Raw genomic sequence first — 16,037 nt, 5'->3', positions numbered from 1 at the left:
ATATCGTGGTCGAAGTATTTAGACATCCCTTCAGCGAAATAAGGCAACTTAACACGACCATTCAGCGTGTTTACTGAAAAGCAGTTTTGCGTAAGAGAATAATCTCTGTTCCATACAAGGTCATACTGTGGCTTCTTAAAAGATGGCTGAATCCACTCTTTCTGATTTTCGAGAATGGTTTTATATCTTGCGATAACAGTCTTAAATACAGACTGAGCCATTTGAGATTTAAGTCCAAACTCTTCTCGGAGTGTAGAATACAAAACCTTGTTAAGTGAGAACTGTTTTAGGTCGTGAGTACGGAACACATAGTCAGACACAAAATTACAGGCATCAGAATAAACAGACATGGTTTCATCAAGCAAAACCTTACTGTCTGCACTAACGGATATCTGAATTTTAGCCGTGACTGTCATCTGTTCCATAGTGTACCTCATTGTAACTTCACTAAGCAAATAATATAATATATATTAGTGAAAGTCAATTATTTGTAGGAAATTTTATCATGGAAAACAAAGTTAAAGACATAATAATCCAAGCCCTGAAAGACGTAGGTTACGAAATCGAACTTGATAATGGAATACTCATAGTGGATGATTACGATACCAATAATGGAGTTTCCGTAAAAATCGAGACATTATCGTAAAACAGCCTATGGATAGCAGATATAATCGCCATAACAGGCGCAAGTATAGTTTAAAAGTACATATAGTCCTCGTAACAAAGTACCGTAAGCAACTGCTTAAAGATTCTATCGCTGACGATGTAAAGCAGAAGATATACGATATCTGCAATTCTAAGGGTTACAGCATTATTGCTATGGAAACCGATAAAGACCATATACATTTTCTTATCAGTTACGATACTACGGACAGAGTTTGCGACATGGTAAAACTTATTAAACAGCAGACTACATACTATCTTTGGCAGAAATATCCAAACTTTTTGTCTAAACAGTATTGGAAGAAGAAAATCTTTTGGTCTGACGGATATTTTGCTTGTAGTATAGGCGAAGTATCATCAGCCACTATACAAAAGTATATCGAGAGCCAAGGTTAATGGCTACGAATTTACAAGGCTCCTCCCACCGCCCAAGGGCAGTGGGAGGAGTTTACGAAACCGAAAGGTTTTTATTTATGAAATATTCCATAAAAAAGTGTGTATACTCCCAAATCCAAGGAGCGCATCTTATGGCGTTCCTGAGCCTTTATCGAGCTTTACGTCCATCCTCATTAATACAGCCGAACAGGTTACCCTGCGGATAGCACGTACCGGTAGGTGTTCAGTCAATTCGCGAAGAAATTATTAAACAGATTGCACAGAGGATATGACGTTAAAATGCGGCTTACGTCTGTTCATGGATATTCCTACAAATCGATTACCCTATATAAAAGTACTGTTACGTCTGACCACGAATACTTATTATATTGACTGCCCCCTGCCTTAAACCTATTCACACAGGGTAATCAGTCTTGAAGCTTATTGGTAAATAGACTCAACACCTATCATAAAGCTAATCAATTAGGGTAATCAGTATATAACCTTGTTCGCGGATAGACTCAACACCTACCGTTACATTATACCCGCAGGGTAACCTATAAGAATGGATTCAGCCATATTGACTGAAAATTGTGCCAGGCCAAGATCTATTTTGTAATTTATCCGGTCTTTGTTCAAAAACACAATTGCATTTTTCAACATTTTAGTTTACAGTAATTGTGTCGCGCGACTGGCGGATAAGTGGGAAACCACAGGGGAGTGCGATGTCATTTTGAATTGTCGACCGCCTGGGCAGCCGTGTGACATGGTTTGTTCAGGCGGTCTTTTTCTATTAATCATTTAATTCGGAGGTTTTTATGGTAAATCTTGCAAAAGAGCTCAGCTCAAATGAATATCCGGGACGCGGAATTGTAATCGGCACAAGCGCTGATGGAAAGTATGCAGTAACAGCTTACTTCATCATGGGAAGAAGTGAGAACAGCAGAAACCGCGTATTCGTCGAGGAAGGTGAAGGCATCCGCACAGAAGCTTTCGATCCCGCTAAGCTTGAGGATCCCAGCCTTATCATCTACGCTCCCGTTCGCGTAAGAGGCGAATACACAATCGTTACAAACGGTGACCAGACCGATACTATCTACGAGCTTATGGAGGCAGGACAGTCCTTCGAGGAGTCTCTTAGAACAAGAGAATTCGAGCCCGATGCTCCCAACTACACACCTCGTATTTCAGGACTTATGCACATCGATGACGGAAAATATGACATCTCAATGTCAATCCTTAAGAGCGATCACAACGATCCTTCATCATGCCTCAGATTTACCTATACATACGAGAAGCCTGCAGCAGGCAAGGGCTACTTCATCCACACATACATGGGTGATGGCAATCCCCTTCCCAGCTACGAAGGCGAGCCTACAGAGGTTGAAATTTCAGGCGACATCGATGAGTTTACCAACATGGTTTGGGAGAACCTTAACGAAGACAATAAGGTTTCCTTATTTACACGTTACATTGAGATTTCTACAGGTAAATATGAAACACGTATTGTAAATAAAAATAAGTAATATCAGGAGGAATCACTATGAAAGAATTAGCACTTAAATATGGCTGTAACCCTAATCAGAAACCTTCAAGAGTATTCATGGAGGATGGAAGTGATCTTCCTATCGAGGTATTAAACGGCAAGCCCGGCTACATCAACCTTCTTGATGCATTCAACGGCTGGCAGCTTGTATCAGAGCTCAAGGCAGCAACAGGAATGCCTGCAGCTACATCCTTCAAGCACGTATCACCTGCAGGTGCTGCTATCGGTCTTCCGCTCACAGAGATTGAGAAAAAGATCTACTGGGTTGATGATCTTGGTGATCTCTCCCCCATGGCTTCTGCTTATGCAAGAGCAAGAGGCGCTGACAGAATGTCATCCTTTGGTGATTTCATCTCACTTTCAGATACATGTGACGAGGATACAGCAAGACTTATAAAGAGAGAGGTTTCAGACGGAATCATCGCTCCCGACTACACAGAGAAGGCTCTTGAAATCCTCAAGGCTAAGAAGAACGGCAACTACGCTGTAATCAAGATTGATCCTTCCTACAAGCCTGCTGCCCTTGAGAAGAAGCAGGTATTCGGCATCACATTTGAGCAGGGTCACAACGATATCGTGATCGATGATGCAATGCTTCAGAACATCGTTACAAACAATAAGGATCTTCCCGACGCAGCAAAGAAAGACCTTCTTATCTCACTTATTACACTTAAGTACACACAGTCAAACTCAGTCTGCTATGTAAAGGGCGGCCAGGCAATCGGTATCGGCGCAGGCCAGCAGTCAAGAATCCACTGCACAAGACTTGCAGGCTCCAAGGCTGACAACTGGTTCCTCAGACAGGCTCCTCAGGTACTTGAGCTTCCTTTCCTTGATAACATCCGTCGTGCAGACAGAGACAACGCTATCGACCTTTACATCGGCGTTGATTACATGGATGTTCTTGCAGATGGCAAATGGCAGAACCTCTTCAAGGTTAAGCCCGCTGCATTCACAGATGCAGATAAGAGAGCATGGCTCGACAGAAATACAGATGTTGCCCTTGGTTCAGATGCATTCTTCCCCTTCGGCGACAACATCGAGAGAGCTGCCAAGAGCGGAGTAAAATATGTTGCTCAGCCCGGCGGTTCAGTAAGAGATGACAATGTAATCCAGGCTGCCAACGACCACGATATGGTTATGGCATTCACAGGAATGAGATTCTTCCATCACTAATTTTCAACGAATAAAGACCGGCTTTCAGACGAAAGCCGGTCTTATATTTTATTTAGTCAAGTGTGCTGTAGAATGAATCAATATTTTCTTCAGGAAGTGTTACCGGATCCCATCCAAAGTCCTGATAAGCCTTGATATCAAGATTGTTGGCAGCTACATAATTGGCAATGATCTGAGCTCTGGTCTCTTCGCGAAGCTTCTCATCTTCGCCATCCTTCATGAAGGCGTCGTAGTTATCACCAAAGATTTTTTTGGCACTCTCATCAAAGCTCTCGCCGTCCTCACAAACATCCATGGAGGTTACTTCATAACCTGCATCAGTACTCTTTAAGTGAATGCATCCGGGATATGAACCGCCGGAGGTGTTCTCAAGAATATCACCCTTAAGATCATAATTGAAAATCCAGAAGTTTCCGTATACCTTAATGTCGTCCTTATCGGATTCATCCTCTTTGATGATGATCGGACAGGGAATGCTTACCTGTGACTCAGGATAAGACTTTGAAAGCTCATCCACCATGTATTTATATAAAACGCTGTAGAAAAGCTCAGGGCCCGGATACTCATATGCTGGAAGCGAATCTGTATTGGAAGCTGACTCAGAATCTGTCTCGGAAGCTGCACCGCCTACGGGCTGGAATTCTATAACCTCTTCGCCCTCTGTCTCTGCAAAAAGCTCCTCAAATCTGGTCTTAGCTGTCTCAGCATCATAGTCCTCAAACTGGCTGTTGCAGGTCTTATAGAAGTAGCTTTCATTTCCGTCAGTGTCATACAATACATAGGCTTCCTCTGTCTCAACCATAGCCCCTGTATCTATGATGTACTTAGATATGAAATGGTTGCCTCCAACATAGAGATTTCCATCCTTTACTGCCAGAGGATACGCTGTTCCGCCTGCTGAAACTGTAGCAAGGTATGTAGGAACTTCATCCTTATATATGAAAATCTCAGCATCAATAGCTGCATTTTTTCCGGGCTCCCATTCGTAGGTTCCGGTGGATACCATAAGCACATCAGCATCTCCGATAGTAGCGTTGGCATAGCCCTGACCATCCGCAAGCTTATCAACGATCTGTGTGAAGGTCTCACACCCTTCGATGTCTATAGTGGACTTCTGATCAGGTGCCACATAAACATCCTCAACCTTGAATTCAGCAGGATTATAAGCTCCGACGCTTTCAGCAGGTGTATCTGCTTCTGCGGGTGCTTCTTCCTTTACATCTTCTGTTGAAGCTTCCGCTGCAGGAGCTTCTTCAGTAGCTGCTTCCTGGGTCTGCTGCTCAGCAGGCTGAGTCTCTGTACTTTTAGCTGAATTGCCACATCCGCTAAGTGCTGTTGTCAGTGTCAGTCCTGCGAGTACCATTGCAATAAATTTCTTTTTCATAATACCTGGTTTCCTTTCTTCTTACTATGTTAACTGCACCATTTCATATTGGTAATTTGTAGTTTCTCGTAACTTTGTTTTCATTCTATAATCGCATGTCCAACAGATGTCCAACATGCTCCATAAAAAATTATCTATCCTCGTCACTGATAAGGCTCTCCAGCGTATCAAATACCACATCAGGCTCCACAGGCTTACTAAGGTGGGCATTTAACCCGGCCTGCAGACTTCGCTGTACATCCTCATCGAAGGCATTGGCGGTAAGTGCAATAATCGGAATCTTTTTAGCATCTGTTCTGTCCAGAGCTCTTATTGCAGAAGCGGCGGTAAGTCCGTCCATCTCCGGCATTCTCATATCCATCAAAATTGCATCATAGTACCACTCGGGATGGGATTCGAACATCTCCACAGCGATTTTTCCATTCTCTGCGTGATCCACCTCTATGCTCTTCATGGTCAGGACCTTCATCATGATCTTGGCATTTACCAGAATATCCTCTGCCAGAAGGATCCGCCTTCCCTCAATGGATATCTTCTCCACCTTGGTACAGCTCTTAATGCTCTTCTGACCAAGCGCGTCCTTAAATTGCTCTATCACAAGTGTTGCATTAAGAGGCTTTAATACAAAGCTGTCTACACCTGAGTTTTCAGCACCATCAAGCATTTCATCCCAATGCTGCCCTGTCAGAATGATGATTGCTGAATCATCCCCGACAATCTCTCTGATTTTCCGGGTCGTCTCTATGCCGTCCATCCCCGGCATTTTCCAATCTACGAGAAGCAGGTCATACCCTTCTCTTCTTGCATTCTTAACCCTTACCATCTCCACGGCTTCCTCGCCGGACTTTGCTACCTCAGCCTCTATTCCAAGCTTTTCCAGTTCAACGCGGGCATGCTCGCAGGCGATATCATCACTGTCAACTATGAGCACCGACAGTTCATGAGTATTTAGTTCTCCCTCATCCTCCGTCGTATCCTTTCTGTCAGACTCCATAAGAGTGACGCTTACAGTAAACTCTGTTCCTTCCCCCTTCTTACTCTTAACATCTATCTTGCCGTTCATCATCTCTATGAGATTCTTCGTAATAGCCATTCCGAGGCCTGTACTTCCATACTTATTGGTACTGGAGGAATCCTCCTGGCTGAAGGCCTCAAAGAGCCTTGGAATGTATTCCTCGTCCATTCCTATGCCGTTATCCGTCATGGTAAAACGAAGGGTAGCCTTTCCATCAAAGCGGGCTGTGCGCTCAACAATAAGGCTGATGGTTCCACCACGCTCGGTGAATTTTACGGCGTTTCCTAGGATATTGATGATGACCTGCTTTAGCTTCATGTCATCACCTATGTAGAAAGTATCTACCTCGCCCTTTATCTCGCTGTTATAGACAAGACCCTTATCGCTGCACTGACTTCCTATAATGGTATTGATCTGGCCAAGCAGCTTTTTAAATGAAAACTCCTCATGCTTAATGACCATACGTCCCGATTCGATCCTGGACATGTCAAGGATATCATTGATGATCTTTAAAAGATGGTTAGCCGAGGTTCCTATCTGCTCCAGACATTCCTTCGTTTTTTCAGAGATATCGGGATCGCTCAAGGCTATCCTGTCGAGACCGATGATGGCGTTCATGGGCGTTCTGATCTCATGGCTCATGCTGGACAAAAATGCGGTCTTCGCCTTACTTGCCTGCTCCGCAGCAGCAAGGGCATCGCTTAGTGCCTGACTCTGATCCAGTGCCTTTCTCATCTCCACATCAACGTCAGTAAAGCCGACACCTATGGAGTGAACGATGTGATCACCTCTGTCCTCAGCCCTTCTTACGCCTGCAACCCTTAGCATCTCATAGGACTCTTTTCCATTCCTTACAACAAGATATCTATAGGCGATAATAGGCTCTGTTTCCAGACTCTTCCTTATTACATCAGGGTCGATAAAATCAAGGAAGCCCTGCCTGTACTTTTCAGCAACATATTCATGAGCATAGTTTTGGAAGGTCTCTGTGAAAACAAACTGCTCTCCCTCACTAAGACCATACTCTAAGTTCGAATGGGATCTGAAGCATATTCCCTCATCCCTGTCGAGGCTCACATAGTAAACGCTTCTATAATCCGATGCCAGGGCTGTTATCATGTTGTTGGCACGTCTCTGGGCATGGTCAAGGTAATCTCTTATACTGCTGTGCACAGAGTGAATCTTCTCTCCCATCTCCTTCATATCGTACTCAATATCATCAGGATGCTCCTTTTCCTTCTCTCCGACCTTCTCCCCTGAGAGAGCGCTTTCAGCCTGGTCAAACAAGGCGCTGTCCCCCTGAACCGAGGCCGCAATTTCCCTTGTGATATCATCAACGTCTTTTTCAAGATCCGTAATCTCACTGCTGATATCATGGATATGCTTTCTCACTCCGCCCATGGCAAGGGCTACCAAGACGGCACCCAGAATCACTGAGGAAATTACAAAGAACAATATGGTCCTTGCGAGCCTTGATATCTGCTCCTCATACCACTCAGCTGAAAAATCCACCGCAACTATAGTCGCAACTTCACCCTTGGAATTAAAGACAGGGCTGTAAGCGCTGTAGAACCTTCCCCACGAATCCTCATAGGGCTCCTCATCCACCGAAGGTGTGCCAAGACTTGCCTTATAAAGGGCATCCGTATAAACTATGTCATCGCCGAATATTCCCGGATCCTCCTCAGTGGGATCGATTGAAAAGGTAAATTGCTTATTGCCGGAATCATTTATGCAATATATATATTTAAGATCAATGCTGTCCTGAAAAGCCTTAAGTTTATTCTTCTCTGTCTCATAGGCCTCAGTACCCTCATCCTCAGCAGTAAGCTTATCCATAACATCTCCGTCAAGGATTGCTGCTGCGGTGTTGGCGATATCAAGCATTCTCCCGTTTATTATTGTTTTAATAGAGGTCTGGGATTGTTTCATCAGAATAATTCCCATCAGCATATCGCCAATGAGAAGGATAGCGGACACGATCATGATAAGCTGTATAGTGAGAGTCATTCCCTTTTTCTTCATAAGATCATCTCCAAAACAGCACACAAGTCCAATACTACACCATCATAACTTTATGATAATTCGACTTTAGTCTATCATAATAACAATGATAATTCTATTAATAAGATATTAAAAATGGCTTAAATATGCGGTATGTGGATTTTCTTAGTGATATCTTTGGTGTTAGAATGGATTTGTAGAAGTATACAATTTTTTATGGAGTACACAATGTTTAGAATTCCGATTATGGCTTCAATAGCCCTTATGTCAATCGTCTTTGACGCAATAATTGTCATAGCAGAGCTGATCTTCTTCCTGGTGCTGATAAGATTCCTGTTCTTCAGCGGAGACTTCAAGCAGTTCAGCCTTTTCGCGAAGATAATCGAATTTATCTTCGTCATTTTTGTGCTCCTTGTTCTATTCGCTATCTTCCTGTCCGTGGGACGCTTCGATTAAATGATTTCTGATGAATATAAAAATTGCAGGGGCTGTCATAGTCCCTGCAATTTTGTGTATATATAACATCTAACCAAATATATCAGCAATAGGTGTAACGGATAGAACGCATAAAAGGCGTACTTGAATTTCTTACTGATTCTTCCCCTCTTTCCATTATAGAAAAAGATAAGTATGAAGGCCGGAAGGCTCCATGCTTCTGATCCCATGTTCATAAAAAACAGATATCCCGCAAGACAGGCCATAAGCCTCATACGTCTGAAAACGAAAAAGACAGCGATCAGTGTCACGCCCCACCAGGTGTAATCCGAGCCAATCTTATAGGCAAGTAATGCTCCGCCCACAGCTGGAGCTGCATAGAGAAGTACGTAAAACGGATTATCGGCACTAAATCCAAAGGGTGATGACGGATCCTCTGAAAAAAGGTTATCCTCAACATACTTCATGACCCAGATGACAGCCAGTCCGATTAACAGAGTGAAGTACACGTTACATGACGATAAGAGCCTCTCCTGATTCTGGGCATATAGCCAAAAGATATCTGTCGAGAAAACATCCTTTTTCACTTTTACCGCGATATCAAAAACAGGCTCAGATATAAGTCCAAAAAGCCCCAGATTTATCATGTACTTCGAAACGCTTCTGGTGTGCTCCATTCCCTCAACGATCAGAAAACAGTATATAGGAAAAGCCTGTCTTCCTATATGCCTTATCCAATGATAAAGCGCCGCAGAATGTTCAAAATCCATTCCGAAGGGATAGTATCCGTTTTGTATGAGATATAGAAGAATCCCGGCTCCGATGTGATCGATAAACATCGTGATTATCGCAAGGCATTTAAGTGTATCTGAATTTATGAATTTTAAATCTTCCAGTCTGTCCTGTATCTTTTCCAACGTATTCATGAAAAAAATTATATCACAAAAAATACTTTTATCTGAACAGAAAGTGTGCCATAATGCTATAGGAAAACGGTTTCCAAAAACAAAATTTTTTAAGACACAATGGGAGGACAGTTTTATGCCGGCATGGTTATCTGATGCAGTTTTTTATGAGATTTACCCACAATCCTTCAATGATACCAATGGGGATGGTATCGGTGATATCGAAGGTATAATTGAAAAGCTTGATTATGTAAAGGAACTTGGATGTAATGCCATTTGGCTTAATCCTATTTACGACTCTCCCTTCAAGGATGCGGGCTACGATGTTCGTGATTACAAGAAGGTTGCAGAGAGATACGGAACAAACGACGATCTGGTGCGCCTATTTGATGAGGCTCATAAGAAGGACATCAAGATTCTTCTGGACCTTGTGCCCGGTCACACCTCAGAGGAGCATGAGTGGTTTAAGAAAAGCTGCGAAGCGGACAGAAACGAGTTTTCAGACCGCTATATCTGGACTGACAGCGCATTTTGCGGAATAGGCGGTCACCCCTATATCGGCGGAGAGGCTGAGCGTGAGGGCTGCTATATGCTGAACTTCTTCAAGTGCCAGCCTGCCCTGAACTACGGCGTTCTTAACAAGACTGAAAAATGGCAGCTAACACCTGACCACCCTTCATGTATAGAGACCAGAGAAGCTCTCAAGGATATCATGCGCTTCTGGCTTGATAAGGGCTGCGATGGCTTCCGTGTGGATATGGCTGACTCCCTTGTTAAGGAGGATGATGACGATAAAAGTGCCACCGGAGCGATCTGGACTGATATCAGAAAAATGATGGACAGGGATTACCCTGATGCAGCGCTTATTTCAGAGTGGTGCAATCCCCAATGTGCCCTTAAGTACGGCTTCCACGCAGACTTCTATCTCGACCATCACGGAAACGGCTACAACGTGCTGGTAAGAGACTGCGAGACCGAGGGTGGTGACCACAGCTACTTTAAGAAGGATGGCGGCGATGATCCGGAGAGATTCCTTTCAGATTACCTTCCCAGATATGAGGGTTCCAGAAAATACGGCTATATCAGCTTTATTACCTGTAACCACGATACTCCCAGAGTTACCAAGGCTCTTGATATAAGCGAGATAAAGCTTGCTTACGCATTTTTCTTTACAATGCCAGGCGTACCCTTCCTCTATTACGGTGATGAGATTGGTATGAAGTACCTTGAGAATGTCAGAACCAAGGAAGGCGGCTATCAGAGAACAGGCTCCCGCTCTCCCATGCAGTGGGATAAGGATCAGAAGAACTTCGGTTTCTCAGACGCTGAAGCTGATAAGCTCTATATCCCTATGGATAGCGCTGCAGATGCTCCAAGTGTAACGGAAGCAAAAAATGATCCTGATTCAATCTATTACACAGTTAAGAGCCTTATAGACTTACGCCACACCTACGAAGACCTTCAGGCAGACGCCAGCTTTAAGAAGGTATACTCTAAAAAGGGTGAGAGAATCCTTGTATACAGACGAGGCGATCTCCTTCTTGCGGTTAATCCCGGTGCTTCTGAGGTTCATGTTAAGACCGGAGATTTTGAAGGAAATATCATGGATGTGATTGCAGGAGATATGATATACGGAATCGGAACTACAGAGCTTACAAGTGGTGAACTTGTACTTGGAGCCCAGTCATTTGCAGTTTTCAAATAAAGAACTCCTTTTCTAAGCTCATATAATGCTGTCATGTCAGGTTATGTTTTCAGGCAGACAGCAAAATCCCCGAGAATGTTGCATTTATCATGCGACAACCTCGGGGATTATCTTTTTAGAAACTCATTTATCTCTTACTCCAGGTTCTGGGTGAGAACAATATAAGCATGGGAAGAAGCTCAAGTCTTCCTGCAAGCATGTCAAACATCAGCACGAGCTTGGACAGATCTGAGTAGGCACCAAAGTTACCGGTGGGACCTACCATTCCAAGACCGGGTCCGATGTTATTGAGTGTTGCGGCAACGGCTGTGAAGTTAGTCTCATAATCAAACTCATCAATTGAGATAAGCAGGATTGAAGCGATAAAAATCACAACATACATGCTAAGATATGCTGAAACCGACTTAACAACTGTCGAGTCGATGGAGTGATCATCCATGTAAACCTTCTTGACTGACTTGGGATGAACGATGTAAATCAGCTCATTTTTCATAGCCTTAAGAAGGATAAGGAGACGTGACAGCTTAAATCCACCACCCGTGGAACCTGCGCAGGCTCCCGTAAGCATCAGGAGCGCCAAAAGCGTCTTACATAGCTGCGGCCACTTGTCGAAATCCAGTGTGGCAAAACCGGTGGTGGTCATAACTGAAGCCACCGTGAAAAGTGAGTGATGGAAGGACTCAAAGGGTGTTTTTGTGATTCCATCTGCGTGGATCATCAGCGCGATCAGAGTAGCGGATGCAAACATAAGTCCCAGATATAGCTTAACCTCATCATTTTTGAAGGCCTCCTTGGGTCTCATGGTTATGAGGTAGTAGTACACACTAAAGTTAATACCACACATTATCATGAAGATAGTAATGACTATCTGTGATGCTGTTGAAAAATCGTTGGCACCGTTATTGGTGATACCAAAGCCTCCTGTACCCACAGTTGCAAAGGTTGTGGTAAGCGACTCATACAGGTTAAGACCTGTGAGAAGCAGCAGAATCACCTGTGCTACTGTGATTCCGATGTAGATAAGGTAGAGGATTTTCGCAGTCTCTCTTACCTTGGGAACAAACTTACCAACTGAGGGGCCCGGGCTCTCTGCTCTCATAAGGTGCATGCTGTAGCCACCGGACATAGGCATGATCGCCAGAATGAATACCAGCACTCCCATTCCACCGATCCAGTGTGTGAAGGTGCGCCAAAATTGCACGCTGTAATACATCTCTACGCTGGAAAGGATTGTTGATCCTGTGGTAGTAAGTCCTGAGATAGTCTCAAAAAGAGCATCGATATAGTCGTCCGTAACTCCTGTCAAAACAAATGGAAGAGCTCCCACAGCACTTATAAGTATCCATGTAAGTGCCGTCGCTACGAAGCCCTCTCTCGCATAGATTGCCACGTTTTTAGGCTTGAAGTAGGCGCCGATAGAACCGAATATCAGGCTTCCTGCTATTATCACCAAAAACATTTTGGCACAGAAAAATTCTTTATAAATGAGTGCCACTATAAGCGGCAACAGCATTAGTATTCCGGTAATCTGCAGTACTCTTGAAAGCAGAAAACGGATCATTTTATAGTTCATAACAACTCCCTGAAGAAATAAATATTTTTATGCAAGTATATCTGAGATATCAAGCAGCCCAAGATGGCTGGTGATGACAATAACTGTGTCACCGGCTTCAATAACACTCTGTCCTGTAGGAGAAATGATCTCTCCCTTGCGGTTTATAAGTGCTACCAGTATTCCCTTTTTAAGCTTAAGCTGTGACAACGGAATTCCTATAACAGACGCTTTCTCCGTGACTAAAAATTCGAGCGCCTCAACCTTTCCGTCGTTCATCTTATACAAAGCTTCAATGTTATTACTTCCCATGGAATTGCTGATGCCGCGTACATACTGAACTATACGCTGCGCAGTAATATTTTTGGGATAAATAATACTTCCTATCTGAAGTGAATCGATTATCTCACCGTAATTAACCCTGTGAACCTTGGTTATGAGCTTGGCCTTGGGGTTAACACTTTTCACATACATGGAGAGCATGATGTTCTCTTCATCCAGGTTAGTCATGGTTACGAATGACTCTGTTCCGACAATTCCCTCCTCCATAAGAGCGTCCTTGTCAGTACCATCGGCGTTTATGATAAGCGCCTGAGGCAGAAGGTCTGAGAGCATCTTGCAGCGCTCGAGATCCTTATCAAATATCTTCACATCGATTCCGAATGAGATCAGCTGCTGTGCCAGGTAATAAGATGTAGCACCGCCACCGATGATCATCGCGGAATGAACTCTTGCTGTAGGCATTCCGATTTTCCTGAAAAATTCGGCTATGCTCCTGGAAGCACCTACAATCGTAAGCTCGTCGCCTGCCCTCAGAACGAAATCACCATTGGGGATGAAAACCTCATCTGCTCTGGAAACAACGGCAATAAGCACTTTACTCTTGATCTCAGACTGAATAGTCTTAAGTGACTTATCGCAGATTCTGGTGCCCTCGCCCACTGTCATGTGAACTATCTCGGCACGACCTCTCGCAAAGGTCTCTATCTTAGTTGCTGCAGGGAATTTAAGAAGCCTTGCGGCTTCTGCTGCTGAGAGCTCCTCGGGATTAACAACAAGTGAAAGTCCAAGTTCCTCTTTGATAAAGCTAATCTCCCTCTTATAAATAGGGTTCTTAACTCTGGCAATAGTGTTACAATGACCTGCCTTTCTTGCTATAAGGCAGCACAGGAGGTTCAGCTCATCATTACCTGTAACCGCAATCATCAGATCAGCATACTCAATACCTGCGTCCTTCATTACAAGATAACTTGCGCCGTTACCAACAATTCCCATAACATCAAAGTTGTTAACAACGCTCTGAATGACGTCACGCTTTTCCTCGATTACCGTGACATCATGTCCCTCTCCTGAAAGTTGCTCAGTAAGTGCTGCTCCAACATTTCCGCAGCCCACTATTATAATTTGCATAAATGCCTCCACAATATAATTAGTACAAAACATTATATCACTTTTCTTTATTTTTGTTGATGTTTGCATAATAAGGCATTAATGCTTTTTTAAGAGAAATTTATATGCGATTAATTGCATTTTCAACGCTTGAAAATTATACTTTGTTTATATTGAGGGGGTTTGTCAGCTATTTAACTGTTGTTGTAGTTCAGCTTATTGTCACATGAAAACAGCCGAACCATGGAGCTTACTTAATGAAAGATTTTCTCTATCGTTTTTTTCAGGGAAGATACGGAGCGTACGGAACTGACAGACTTACAAGGAGTTGCCTTGCGGTCGCAGTAATCCTGCTTATATTGTCATTCGTGACACCGCTTGGCTTTTTATATTACATTGCAGTAATTCTGTTATTTTACAGCTATTTTCGTCTGTTTTCCAAGAATATACCTGCCCGTTACCGCGAGAACGAGGCTTATGTAAAAATTACCGACAAATTTTTAGACTTCTTCAGAAATTTTAAATACAGTTGGACACAGAATAAGGCTTTTCACATCTATAAGTGCCCTAATTGCAGCCAGAAAATCAGAGTTCCCCGAGGAAAGGGCCGCATAGAAATCAGGTGTCCCAAGTGCGGTAATACATTTCTGAAAAAGTCCTGATTGTTACCCGAGGGACTCATGCTCAAGTATTTAGTAGTTTATGCCAGTGAGACTGGAAATACAAAGAAAATAGCGGATGAGATTTTCTATGCCCTCCCTTCTGACTCTAAGGAAGAGATCAATATCAGAAGCTGGAACGGCAGGCATGATGCCGAGACCTATTTCATAGGTTACTGGGTTAACAGAGGCACCTGCTCTCTTGAGATCATAGATCTTATCACTTCTCTTCACGGAAAAAATATAGCTTTTTTCGGAACCTGTGGCATGGGCAATGACCCTGCTTATTATCGTTCCATGGAATCCATAGGGAAAGTCTGGCTTCCCAACGACAACGTATTCCTTGGCTCATTCTTCTGCCAGGGCAGCATGCCTGCTCCCATCCGTGATCGTTATGAATCCATGCGCGGTAAAGTAGATGACGATCTCATCGACCGCATGATAGCAATCTTCGACGAAGGCCAGAAGCACCCCGACAAGCAGGATCTGCTAAAGGCCAACGTTTTCACCGATACTGCGATTCACAGAATTCCTTCAGAGGAAAGCTATTCCAGGATCAGGGATATAATATAAATTCTGTTGTCCGGATTTTTGATGCGGACTACTTCTGTCTTTTTGTTTGCAATCGCTAACAAATCTTCTTGACATGAAAAGGTTATGAGAATATACTTACTTTGAATTGAGAACAGTTCTCAATATAGTTTTTTAAGGAAGTGATTTAAATGACAAACATAATAATAGTTTTGATAATCGCTGCTATCATTATCTTTGATATCAGATACATTATTAAAAAGAAGAAACAAGGTGGATGCATCGGGTGTCCCAACGGATCTTCATGCCACGGAGGTTCCTGTACATGCCAGACAGCTGAGAAATTCAAGAAGTACCACGAAGAGCAGGCAAAGCTCCGGAAATAAGATAAAGGCGCACAGAATATGCTGTGCGCCTTATTTTATGATTTCCGGGGCAAAAGTAAGTTACGTCAGTATGTTTAGTTTTTGTGCTACTGGTGTATAGATTATATGCAAAAATTAACGCAATTACGTTCACAATGCACCTGTATGCTTATAAACAAGAATTCTGGCTGAATTTCATAGTGAATTTATGGAATCTGCAATTTGTAGAGATTGAAAAATTCAATCAATCTATGAGATTTAACCCCTCCTGACGTAACATAGGTCAAAAAAATGATCTGCAGGTCGTAAAGTCTTACGTCAATACTAATTATT

The 16,037-nt window shown here is 43.2% G+C and carries 14 protein-coding genes, 1 pseudogene and 1 riboswitch; of the genes and pseudogenes, 9 read left to right on the top strand and 6 right to left on the bottom strand.

All coding sequences use genetic code 11. The annotated features are described in order from the left end of the window. Positions 1-425: pseudogene (locus G587_RS0117590) on the bottom strand (RNA-guided endonuclease TnpB family protein); the annotation flags it as partial. A gap of 80 nt (positions 426-505) precedes the next feature. Here G587_RS0117590 and G587_RS25650 point away from each other — a divergent pair. The 4 genes from G587_RS25650 (at position 506) to G587_RS0117570 (ending at position 3,760) form a co-directional block, all read left to right on the top strand. Then, positions 506-646, top strand: a complete 141-nt coding sequence (locus G587_RS25650; RefSeq protein ID WP_155829606.1) for a hypothetical protein — start codon at positions 506-508, stop codon at positions 644-646. 8 nt (positions 647-654) lie between these two features. After that, positions 655-1,059: an IS200/IS605 family transposase gene (gene tnpA, locus G587_RS0117580; protein WP_026493307.1), complete on the top strand. Its 405-nt coding sequence runs from the start codon at positions 655-657 to the stop codon at positions 1,057-1,059. Between the two features lie 656 nt (positions 1,060-1,715). Next, positions 1,716-1,800: riboswitch (ZMP/ZTP riboswitch) on the top strand. Between the two features lie 56 nt (positions 1,801-1,856). Beyond that, positions 1,857-2,564, top strand: a complete 708-nt coding sequence (locus G587_RS0117575) for an IMP cyclohydrolase (protein WP_026493306.1) — start codon at positions 1,857-1,859, stop codon at positions 2,562-2,564. A 17-nt stretch (positions 2,565-2,581) separates the two neighbouring features. Then, on the top strand, positions 2,582-3,760 hold the full coding sequence (locus G587_RS0117570) for a phosphoribosylaminoimidazolecarboxamide formyltransferase (protein ID WP_026493305.1): 1,179 nt from the start codon (positions 2,582-2,584) through the stop codon (positions 3,758-3,760). 52 nt (positions 3,761-3,812) lie between these two features. Here the strand turns inward: G587_RS0117570 and G587_RS0117565 are convergent, their stop codons facing one another. Together G587_RS0117565 and G587_RS23420 are read right to left on the bottom strand one after the other, a co-directional pair. Next, on the bottom strand, positions 3,813-5,144 hold the full coding sequence (locus G587_RS0117565) for a hypothetical protein (protein ID WP_026493304.1): 1,332 nt from the start codon (positions 5,142-5,144) through the stop codon (positions 3,813-3,815). A gap of 130 nt (positions 5,145-5,274) precedes the next feature. Then, positions 5,275-8,184, bottom strand: a complete 2,910-nt coding sequence (locus G587_RS23420) for a hybrid sensor histidine kinase/response regulator (protein ID WP_051201127.1) — start codon at positions 8,182-8,184, stop codon at positions 5,275-5,277. Positions 8,185-8,379: 195 nt separating this feature from the next. Between G587_RS23420 and G587_RS0117555 the strand changes: the two genes are divergently transcribed. Beyond that, positions 8,380-8,619, top strand: a complete 240-nt coding sequence (locus G587_RS0117555; RefSeq protein WP_196812610.1) for a hypothetical protein — start codon at positions 8,380-8,382, stop codon at positions 8,617-8,619. Positions 8,620-8,654: 35 nt separating this feature from the next. Here G587_RS0117555 and G587_RS0117550 read toward each other — a convergent pair whose 3' ends face one another. Then, positions 8,655-9,515 carry a TraX family protein gene (locus tag G587_RS0117550; protein WP_207637483.1) on the bottom strand — a complete coding sequence of 287 codons (861 nt, stop codon included), beginning with the start codon at positions 9,513-9,515 and terminating at the stop codon, positions 8,655-8,657. A 124-nt stretch (positions 9,516-9,639) separates the two neighbouring features. Between G587_RS0117550 and G587_RS0117545 the strand changes: the two genes are divergently transcribed. Next, positions 9,640-11,208 carry an alpha-amylase family glycosyl hydrolase gene (locus G587_RS0117545; RefSeq protein WP_026493301.1) on the top strand — a complete coding sequence of 523 codons (1,569 nt, stop codon included), beginning with the start codon at positions 9,640-9,642 and terminating at the stop codon, positions 11,206-11,208. 127 nt (positions 11,209-11,335) lie between these two features. Here G587_RS0117545 and G587_RS0117540 read toward each other — a convergent pair whose 3' ends face one another. Then, positions 11,336-12,781 (bottom strand): TrkH family potassium uptake protein, encoded by a 1,446-nt coding sequence (locus G587_RS0117540; RefSeq protein WP_026493300.1) that lies wholly within the window; start codon positions 12,779-12,781, stop codon positions 11,336-11,338. A 27-nt stretch (positions 12,782-12,808) separates the two neighbouring features. Beyond that, positions 12,809-14,170: a Trk system potassium transporter TrkA gene (gene trkA / locus G587_RS0117535; RefSeq protein WP_026493299.1), complete on the bottom strand. Its 1,362-nt coding sequence runs from the start codon at positions 14,168-14,170 to the stop codon at positions 12,809-12,811. Positions 14,171-14,406: 236 nt separating this feature from the next. Here trkA and G587_RS0117530 point away from each other — a divergent pair, with 236 nt between their 5' ends. The 3 genes from G587_RS0117530 to G587_RS0117520 all read left to right on the top strand — a co-directional run bounded on the left by G587_RS0117530 (position 14,407) and on the right by G587_RS0117520 (position 15,725). Then, positions 14,407-14,811, top strand: coding sequence for a hypothetical protein (locus G587_RS0117530; RefSeq protein ID WP_026493298.1), 405 nt, complete (start codon positions 14,407-14,409; stop codon positions 14,809-14,811). Positions 14,812-14,829: 18 nt separating this feature from the next. Further along, complete coding sequence (locus G587_RS23415) at positions 14,830-15,381, top strand: flavodoxin family protein (protein ID WP_051201126.1); 552 nt, start codon at positions 14,830-14,832, stop codon at positions 15,379-15,381. A 149-nt stretch (positions 15,382-15,530) separates the two neighbouring features. Further along, positions 15,531-15,725 (top strand): FeoB-associated Cys-rich membrane protein, encoded by a 195-nt coding sequence (locus G587_RS0117520; protein ID WP_026493297.1) that lies wholly within the window; start codon positions 15,531-15,533, stop codon positions 15,723-15,725. Positions 15,726-16,037: the final 312 nt, after the last annotated feature.

This window comes from Butyrivibrio sp. XPD2002 (assembly GCF_000423945.1).
In the GTDB taxonomy this organism is placed as follows: Bacteria; Bacillota; Clostridia; order Lachnospirales; family Lachnospiraceae; genus Butyrivibrio.
This window is presented reverse-complemented; position numbering and strand designations above follow the sequence as displayed.

Excerpts from the sequence above, each read along its gene's own strand:
- G587_RS0117555 (WP_196812610.1), top strand. The coding sequence starts at position 8,380 with ATGGAGTACACAATGTTTAGAATTCCGATTATGGCTTCAATAGCCCTT.
- G587_RS0117570 (WP_026493305.1), top strand. The coding sequence starts at position 2,582 with ATGAAAGAATTAGCACTTAAATATGGCTGTAACCCTAATCAGAAACCT.
- G587_RS23420 (WP_051201127.1), bottom strand. The coding sequence starts at position 8,184 with ATGAAGAAAAAGGGAATGACTCTCACTATACAGCTTATCATGATCGTG.
- trkA (WP_026493299.1), bottom strand. The coding sequence starts at position 14,170 with ATGCAAATTATAATAGTGGGCTGCGGAAATGTTGGAGCAGCACTTACT.
- tnpA (WP_026493307.1), top strand. The coding sequence starts at position 655 with ATGGATAGCAGATATAATCGCCATAACAGGCGCAAGTATAGTTTAAAA.
- G587_RS0117565 (WP_026493304.1), bottom strand. The coding sequence starts at position 5,144 with ATGAAAAAGAAATTTATTGCAATGGTACTCGCAGGACTGACACTGACA.
- G587_RS0117545 (WP_026493301.1), top strand. The coding sequence starts at position 9,640 with ATGCCGGCATGGTTATCTGATGCAGTTTTTTATGAGATTTACCCACAA.
- G587_RS0117575 (WP_026493306.1), top strand. The coding sequence starts at position 1,857 with ATGGTAAATCTTGCAAAAGAGCTCAGCTCAAATGAATATCCGGGACGC.
- G587_RS0117520 (WP_026493297.1), top strand. The coding sequence starts at position 15,531 with ATGACAAACATAATAATAGTTTTGATAATCGCTGCTATCATTATCTTT.
- G587_RS23415 (WP_051201126.1), top strand. The coding sequence starts at position 14,830 with ATGCTCAAGTATTTAGTAGTTTATGCCAGTGAGACTGGAAATACAAAG.
- G587_RS0117530 (WP_026493298.1), top strand. The coding sequence starts at position 14,407 with ATGAAAGATTTTCTCTATCGTTTTTTTCAGGGAAGATACGGAGCGTAC.
- G587_RS25650 (WP_155829606.1), top strand. The coding sequence starts at position 506 with ATGGAAAACAAAGTTAAAGACATAATAATCCAAGCCCTGAAAGACGTA.
- G587_RS0117540 (WP_026493300.1), bottom strand. The coding sequence starts at position 12,781 with ATGAACTATAAAATGATCCGTTTTCTGCTTTCAAGAGTACTGCAGATT.